The following is a 7,323-nucleotide window of genomic DNA, read 5'->3' on the forward strand; positions in this document are numbered from 1 at the left end:
CCTTATGTCAGATACATCTACAATTATTTATACAAAAACGGATGAAGCTCCTGCTTTAGCAACCAATTCATTTTTACCAATTGTTAAAGCCTTTACAAAACCAACTGGAGTTACTGTAGAAACAAAAGATATTTCATTAGCTAATAGAATTTTAGCTGTTTTTCCTGATTTTTTAAATGAAAATCAGAAAGTAAGTGACGATTTAGTATTACTTGGAGAACTTGTTAAAAAACCCGAGGCAAATATTATTAAGCTTCCAAATATAAGCGCATCTATACCTCAATTAAAAGATGCTATTGAAGAATTACAAGCTAAAGGATATAAGTTGCCAACCTATCCTGATGAACCTCAAACAGATTCTGAAAAAGACATCAAATCTCGCTACGATAAAATTAAAGGATCGGCTGTTAATCCAGTATTACGTGAGGGAAATTCAGACAGACGTGCTCCAAAAGCTGTAAAAAATTACGCAAAGAAAAATCCTCATTCTATGGGAGCTTGGAGCAAAGATTCTAAAACACATGTCGCAACAATGAGTGAAGGCGATTTTGCACATAACGAAAAATCGGTGACTTTAGATAAGGCTACATCAGTTACTATTCAGTTTAAAGGAAATAATGGTGAAATTGAAACTCTAAAAAGTAATTTAGACCTACTAAAAGGAGAAATAATTGATGCAACCGTATTGAGTAAAAAAGCTCTAATTACGTTTTTAGAAGCCCAAGTAAATGACGCTAAAAATAAAGACGTGCTTTTTTCATTACACATGAAAGCAACCATGATGAAGGTTAGCGATCCAATTATTTTTGGTCATGCCGTAAGAGTGTTTTTTAAAGAATTATTCACAAAACATGAAGCTACTTTCGAAAATATAGGCGTAGATGTTAACAATGGATTTGGAAATCTTTTAGAAAAACTTCAAGAATTACCTGAAGCCAAACGCAAAGAAATAGAGCAAGATATTGCTTCTGCATACAAAAATGGACCAGCTTTAGCTATGGTAAATAGCGATAAAGGCATTACCAACCTTCATGTACCAAGCGATGTGATTATAGATGCTTCCATGCCAGCCATGATAAGAACATCTGGACAAATGTGGAATGCCGAAGGAAAACAACAAGACACAAAAGCTGTAATTCCAGATAGTAGCTATGCAGGTATTTATACAGCAACTATCGCTTTTTGTAAAGAACATGGAGCTTTCGACCCAACAACAATGGGTACAGTACCAAACGTAGGCTTAATGGCCCAAAAAGCCGAAGAATATGGCTCTCATGATAAAACATTCGAAATACAAGCCAATGGAACAGTAAGCGTAATCGATGCTTCTGGAACAACTTTAATTGAGCACCAAGTAGAGACTGGAGATATTTGGCGTATGTGTCAAGTAAAAGACGCTCCAATTCAAGATTGGGTAAAATTAGCTGTAACAAGAGCTAGAGCTTCTCAAACTCCTGCCGTTTTCTGGTTGGATGAAAACAGAGCTCACGATGCCGAATTAATTAAAAAAGTAAATCAATATTTAAAAGATCACGATACAACTGGTTTAGATATTAGAATTTTATCTCCTCTTAAAGCAACAATATTTACTCTTGAAAGAGTTAAAGATGGTAAGGACACTATATCTGTTTCTGGGAACGTATTAAGAGATTATTTAACCGACCTGTTCCCTATTTTAGAATTAGGAACAAGTGCTAAAATGTTATCTATTGTTCCTTTAATGAACGGTGGAGGTTTATTTGAAACTGGAGCTGGTGGCTCTGCCCCAAAACACGTTCAACAATTACTTGAAGAAAACCATTTACGTTGGGATTCTTTAGGAGAATTTTTAGCATTAGCTGTTTCTCTAGAACATTTAGCCGAAGTAGCTAATAATCCTAAAGCACAAATATTGGCGGACGCCTTAGATTTGGCTACCGAAAAATTATTGGATAATAAAAAAGGACCTTCAAGAAAAGTTGGTGAATTAGATAATAGAGGAAGTCATTTTTATTTAGCCATGTATTGGGCAGAAGCTTTAGCAAATCAGTCAAAAGACAAGGATATTCAAAAACTATTTATACCAATAGCAACAACCTTTTCAAAAAATGAAGAGCTCATTATTAAGGAGTTAAACGAAGTACAAGGACAACCTACAAATATTGGTGGTTATTACGAACCTGACACTCAATTAACAAATATGGTTATGCGTCCAAGTATTACGCTAAACAACATCTTAGATTCCATTAAATAATTATAAAGATTATGTTAAAAGCTCCTTCTTAGGAGCTTTTTTTTTATAGATTTATTAAAATTACCAATCTTCATGAACTTACGTTTTATCTATTTAATTCTTGTTATATGTTTAAATATAAATTGGGTCTATTCACAAGATAAAGTAACGTTAAGTGGTATTGTTTCAGACAAAAAAAGCAACGAAACACTTATTGGTGTTAATATTTTATTCCCTGAATTAAATACTGGTGCAACTACTAATGAGTATGGATTCTACTCCTTAACACTTCCAAAAGGCACATATAATATTGTAATTAGTTATTTAGGATTTAAAGATATTTCTGAAACTATAAGTTTAAATGAAGATCTTACTAAAAATGTTAGTCTGGAAGAAGCTATAGAGAGCCTTAATGAAGTGGTTATTGAAAAAAATGTTGAAAGACTCAATATTCGCAAACCACAAATGAGTATGAATTCATTAACATCAAATACTATTAAGCAAATTCCAGTTGTTTTAGGTGAAGCTGATGTTATTAGAGCTATTACATTATTGCCAGGAGTAACAAATGCTGGTGAAGGTGCATCTGGGTTTAATGTTCGTGGAGGTGCAGCAGACCAAAATTTGATATTATTAGACGAAGCAACAATTTATAATTCTTCTCACCTCTTTGGCTTGTTTTCTGTTTTTAATCCAGATGCAATTAAAGATTTAAAATTATATAAAGGAGGAATTCCAGCACGATATGGAGGACGAGTTTCATCTGTTTTAGATATTTATCAAAAAGAAGGAAACAGTAATGAATTTCATGTAAATGGTGGCATTGGATTAATTTCTAGCCGTCTTTTAGCCGAAGGACCTATTACCAAAGGAAAAGGTTCGTTTCTTTTGGGTGGTAGAGCAACTTATGCACATTTATTTTTACCTTTATTCGACATCGAGAATAAAGCATATTTCTACGATCTAAACACCAAGATTAGCTATAAACTTAATCAAAAAAATAATGTATATATCTCAGGCTATTTTGGGAGAGATGTGTTTAGTTTCGATGAAAGTTTTAAAAACACCTATGGAAATTCTGTCTTGAATTTTAGATGGAATCACTTGTTTTCTAATAAACTATTTTCTAATCTGTCTTTAATCTACTCTGATTATTACTATGGATTGAACTTAGATTTTATAGGATTTAACTGGGATTCTGGTATTAGAAATTTCAATTTAAAATATGATTTTAAACATTATGTAAGCGAAAACATTAAACTTCAATATGGTTTCAATAGCATCTATCATAAATTTAACCCAGGAGAAATTAAACCCTCAGGAGAAAATTCAGGAATTAATGCCGACAAATTAATAGATAAGTACGCTTTTGAAAATGCCATTTATATTGATGTAGAACATAAATTAACCGAAAAGCTCATGGCTTCTTATGGCTTAAGGTATAGTTCGTTTTTACGATTGGGCCAAGAAGAATTAAATATATACAAAAACAATCAAGCTGTACTTTATAATCAAGAACTTCAAATCTATGAAAAAGCAGATCCTATTGGAACCGAAACTTTTAAACGAAGCGATATAATTAAATCTTTTGGGAATTTTGAGCCTAGAGTAGCTTTGGCTTATGAGCTTAATTATAATACGTCTATCAAAGCTAGTTACAACCGAATGAGTCAATTTCTTCACTTGTTATCAAATACAAGCTCACCTACTCCATTAGATATTTGGACTCCCAGTGGTAAATATGTAAAACCTCAAATTCTAGATCAAGTAGCTTTAGGTTATTTTAAAAATATTAACGACAATACTTATTCTTTAGAAATAGAAACTTTCTATAAAAAAATAAAAAACAGAATCGATTATATTGATGGGGCTGATCTTATTGCAAATGATGCTATCGAACAAGTTATATTAAATGGCAAAGCAAAAGCATATGGCTTAGAGATTTTATTCAGAAAAAATGAAGGCCGATTTAAAGGTTGGATAGCCTATACATTATCAAAGTCTGAACAACAAACACCAGGAAGAACACCTGAAGAACCTGGAATTAATAATGGTAAATGGTACAGCACAGCTTACGATAAAACTCATGATATATCCTTCACAGGGAGCTATGATCTTAACAATAAATGGCGTTTTAATGTCAATTTTTTATTCCAAACGGGACAACCAGTTACTTATCCTAATGCACAATACGAATATAATGGTATCACGGTACCCAACTATGGATTAAGAAATGAATATCGATTACCAAGCTATAATAGATTGGATTTTTCTGCCACTTATGTCCCAAAACCAGAAAAATTAAAGGGCTGGCAAAGCGAATGGGTTTTTGGGATATATAATGTGTATAACAGACGAAACGCTGCCTCTATTTCTTTCAGAGAAAACGTAGATACTAGTACAAATGAAGCTGTAAAACTATCAATTTTCGGTATTGTACCATCTATTTCTTATAATTTTAAATTTTAAACTTATGAAACTACAACTTCTATATTTTCTTATTATATTTTTAGGTTGTCTTTCTTGTGAAGATGTTATCGAAGTAGATGTTCCGACTTCTCAACCAAAATTAGTAATTGATGCATCTATAAATTGGTATAAAGGAACTAGTGGTAACGAACAATTTATTAAACTCTCTCTCACAGCACCCTATTTCGATGAAGAAATTCCTCCAGCTAATAATGCTCAGGTATTTATTACAGACGAAAACAATAACATCTTTAATTTTATAGAAGGTGGAGAATCTGGTATTTATTTAAATTCGACGTTCAATCCTGTTATTAATGCAGAATATCAATTAACTATTATCTATAAAGGTGAAACTTATACTGGCACTGAGACTCTATTAGCTGTACCAGAATTTGAGTATATAGAGCAAGATTTAGAAGGTGGTATAACTGGTGAGGATACCGAAATTAAAGCTTATTTTATAGATCCTATTGATCAAGAAAATTATTATTTTTTCGAATACACACCTAGTATACCTGTAGTTAAAACCTTAGATACTTTTAAAGATGAGTTCGTTAATGGAAATTTAATTTTTGGGTATTATGTTCAAGAAGATTTAAATCCCAACGATAGCGTAATTATTAGAAATTATGGTGTTTCAAAACGGTTTTACGAATTCATGTATATTCTATTACAACAAACTGGAGATAATGCTGGTGGTCCATTCGGAACCCAACCAGCTACTGTAAGAGGAAACTGCGTCAATACATCCAATTCTAATAATTATCCATTAGGCTATTTTAGACTGTCTGAAGTTTCAGAAGTTACTTATACCATTATAGAATAATATAAATCTTGACATTTAATCTATTCCATTAGGAATAAATAAGTAATTTTGCTTCTATGAAATTTATAAAAACGACAGAACAAGATTCTAATTACAATGATTTAGAAAAAATGTCTGTTTCAGAATTATTAACTAATATTAATTCTGAAGATAAATCAGTACCTCTTGCCGTAGAAAAAGCCATTCCTCAAATTGAAGTATTAGTGAATCAAATTGTTGAAAAACTTCAAAATGGTGGTCGTTTATTTTATATTGGAGCAGGTACAAGTGGTCGGTTAGGAATTCTTGATGCCTCTGAATGCCCTCCAACATTTGGAGTATCTCACAACTTAGTAATTGGTCTTATTGCTGGAGGCGATATTGCTATAAGAGAGGCTGTAGAATTTGCTGAAGATTCTAAAACACAAGCCTGGGAAGATTTACAAGCTTATAAAATCAATCCAAAAGATGTGGTAGTTGGTATTGCTGCTTCAGGTACAACACCATATGTAATTAGTGGTTTAGATATCTGCAATCAAAACCACATTGTAACAGGTTGCATTACTTGCAATAGTGAAAGTCCATTATCTAATACTGCTAAATATCCTATAGAAGTTATTGTTGGACCAGAATTTGTAACTGGAAGCTCTAGAATGAAAGCTGGAACAGCACAGAAATTAGTACTCAATATGATAACGACTTCTGTCATGATTAAATTAGGTCATATAAAAGGCAATAAAATGGTAGATATGCAACTAAGCAATAATAAACTAGTTGAAAGAGGCACAAAAATGATTATGAATGAATTACATATATCAAAAAAAGAAGCAGAGCAACTTTTAAATAAATACAAAAACGTTAGAAAAGCAATTCAAAAGTATAATGATGGAAACAAAAAGAACCAATAAAGAAATACTTGTTAAAGGAATAAAAAAAATGGGGTTTTCTCTTCTATGTATGTTTCTTGGGCCAACATTAATGTATGTGGCTTTTAGTAATCAAGAAAAGCCACTATACATTCCGCTTTTAATTCTTTCATTATTGATATGTAGTCTTGCAATATATTTTGCGTTTATTGGTCTTAAAACTATTATGGATAGTATGTTCCATAAAACTTCTAATTAAAATGTATTAATTTTTGGCGTTGTTGGGTTATACCCAAAAGTATCATCTTCTAAACGCATTCCTATCCCTTCTAAAATATAATTTATTATAGCATAATGATGAATCGTATGACTGTTGGCTTGTGAAAGTAATCCAGAAAAAGTATAGTTTATGTCTGTTTTTCCTAAACCTAAATCATCCGATACAAAAACTATTCTATCTAAATCTGCATCATCAATGCTCTCCATTTTTTTAATAATTTCATTGAAATAATTTAAAGCCTTAATACAGCAGTTTTCCACCTCTAAATCTCTCGTTCTTATAGTTAAATCAATTATTTGATTTTTGGGAGTTAATATACAATCATAAAAATCAAGAATATGTCTTAAATGAGAGCCAATACTAGAATAATATGGAGAAACAGTCTTATTCTTTAAAATATCGTCCGTAATACTAGCTAATAAAACCTCAGATTTCTTTAGTGATAATAAATTAGCTTTTAAAATAAGGTTCATAAATATTTATTATAAATATAGAAATCTAATATTTCGAATATAATCAAATTTGATGAATTGGTCTTAAAAAACCAAGAACCTTACATAATATATTTAAAAAAAAATCCCGATTCAAAAAAATGAATCGGGATTCTAAAAAGGCGATGACCTACTCTTCCACAAATGCAGTACCATCGGCGCTAATGGGCTTAACTTCTCTGTTCGGAATGGTAAGAGGT

Annotated in this window: 6 protein-coding genes and 1 rRNA gene; 5 read left to right on the top strand and 2 right to left on the bottom strand. The window is 31.6% G+C overall.

The window, feature by feature from the left end; genetic code table 11:
- The first annotated feature begins 4 nt into the window (after window positions 1-4).
- From ACI5KZ_RS12880 to ACI5KZ_RS12900, 5 genes are all read left to right on the top strand, one after another.
- Window positions 5-2,233: an NADP-dependent isocitrate dehydrogenase gene (locus tag ACI5KZ_RS12880; protein ID WP_406847849.1), complete on the top strand. Its 2,229-nt coding sequence runs from the start codon at window positions 5-7 to the stop codon at window positions 2,231-2,233.
- A gap of 72 nt (window positions 2,234-2,305) precedes the next feature.
- Window positions 2,306-4,681: a TonB-dependent receptor gene (locus ACI5KZ_RS12885; protein WP_109310143.1), complete on the top strand. Its 2,376-nt coding sequence runs from the start codon at window positions 2,306-2,308 to the stop codon at window positions 4,679-4,681.
- Window positions 4,682-4,685: 4 nt separating this feature from the next.
- A complete protein-coding gene (locus ACI5KZ_RS12890) occupies window positions 4,686-5,507 on the top strand; it encodes a DUF4249 domain-containing protein (RefSeq protein ID WP_109310154.1) in 822 nt (273 codons plus the stop codon).
- Between the two features lie 56 nt (window positions 5,508-5,563).
- Window positions 5,564-6,394, top strand: a complete 831-nt coding sequence (murQ, locus tag ACI5KZ_RS12895; protein ID WP_406847850.1) for an N-acetylmuramic acid 6-phosphate etherase — start codon at window positions 5,564-5,566, stop codon at window positions 6,392-6,394.
- A 28-nt stretch (window positions 6,395-6,422) separates the two neighbouring features.
- Window positions 6,423-6,611: a DUF6095 family protein gene (locus tag ACI5KZ_RS12900; RefSeq protein WP_109310155.1), complete on the top strand. Its 189-nt coding sequence runs from the start codon at window positions 6,423-6,425 to the stop codon at window positions 6,609-6,611.
- Here ACI5KZ_RS12900 and ACI5KZ_RS12905 read toward each other — a convergent pair.
- Both ACI5KZ_RS12905 and rrf read right to left on the bottom strand, forming a co-directional pair.
- Entirely contained in the window at window positions 6,608-7,105 is a 498-nt protein-coding gene (locus tag ACI5KZ_RS12905; RefSeq protein WP_109310145.1) for a DinB family protein, read from the bottom strand. The two genes, ACI5KZ_RS12900 and ACI5KZ_RS12905, sit on opposite strands and share 4 nt — an antisense overlap.
- A 135-nt stretch (window positions 7,106-7,240) precedes the next feature.
- Window positions 7,241-7,323, bottom strand: a 5S ribosomal RNA gene (gene rrf, locus ACI5KZ_RS12910); the annotation flags it as partial.

The sequence above is a fragment of the Xanthomarina sp. GH4-25 genome (genome assembly GCF_045363175.1).
In the GTDB taxonomy this organism is placed as follows: domain Bacteria; phylum Bacteroidota; class Bacteroidia; order Flavobacteriales; family Flavobacteriaceae; genus Xanthomarina.

Bases quoted from the DNA above. Each gene is read 5' to 3' on its own strand.
- ACI5KZ_RS12880 (WP_406847849.1), top strand. From the start codon at position 5: ATGTCAGATACATCTACAATTATTTATACAAAAACGGATGAAGCTCCT.
- ACI5KZ_RS12885 (WP_109310143.1), top strand. From the start codon at position 2,306: ATGAACTTACGTTTTATCTATTTAATTCTTGTTATATGTTTAAATATA.
- ACI5KZ_RS12890 (WP_109310154.1), top strand. From the start codon at position 4,686: ATGAAACTACAACTTCTATATTTTCTTATTATATTTTTAGGTTGTCTT.
- murQ (WP_406847850.1), top strand. From the start codon at position 5,564: ATGAAATTTATAAAAACGACAGAACAAGATTCTAATTACAATGATTTA.
- ACI5KZ_RS12900 (WP_109310155.1), top strand. From the start codon at position 6,423: ATGGGGTTTTCTCTTCTATGTATGTTTCTTGGGCCAACATTAATGTAT.
- ACI5KZ_RS12905 (WP_109310145.1), bottom strand. From the start codon at position 7,105: ATGAACCTTATTTTAAAAGCTAATTTATTATCACTAAAGAAATCTGAG.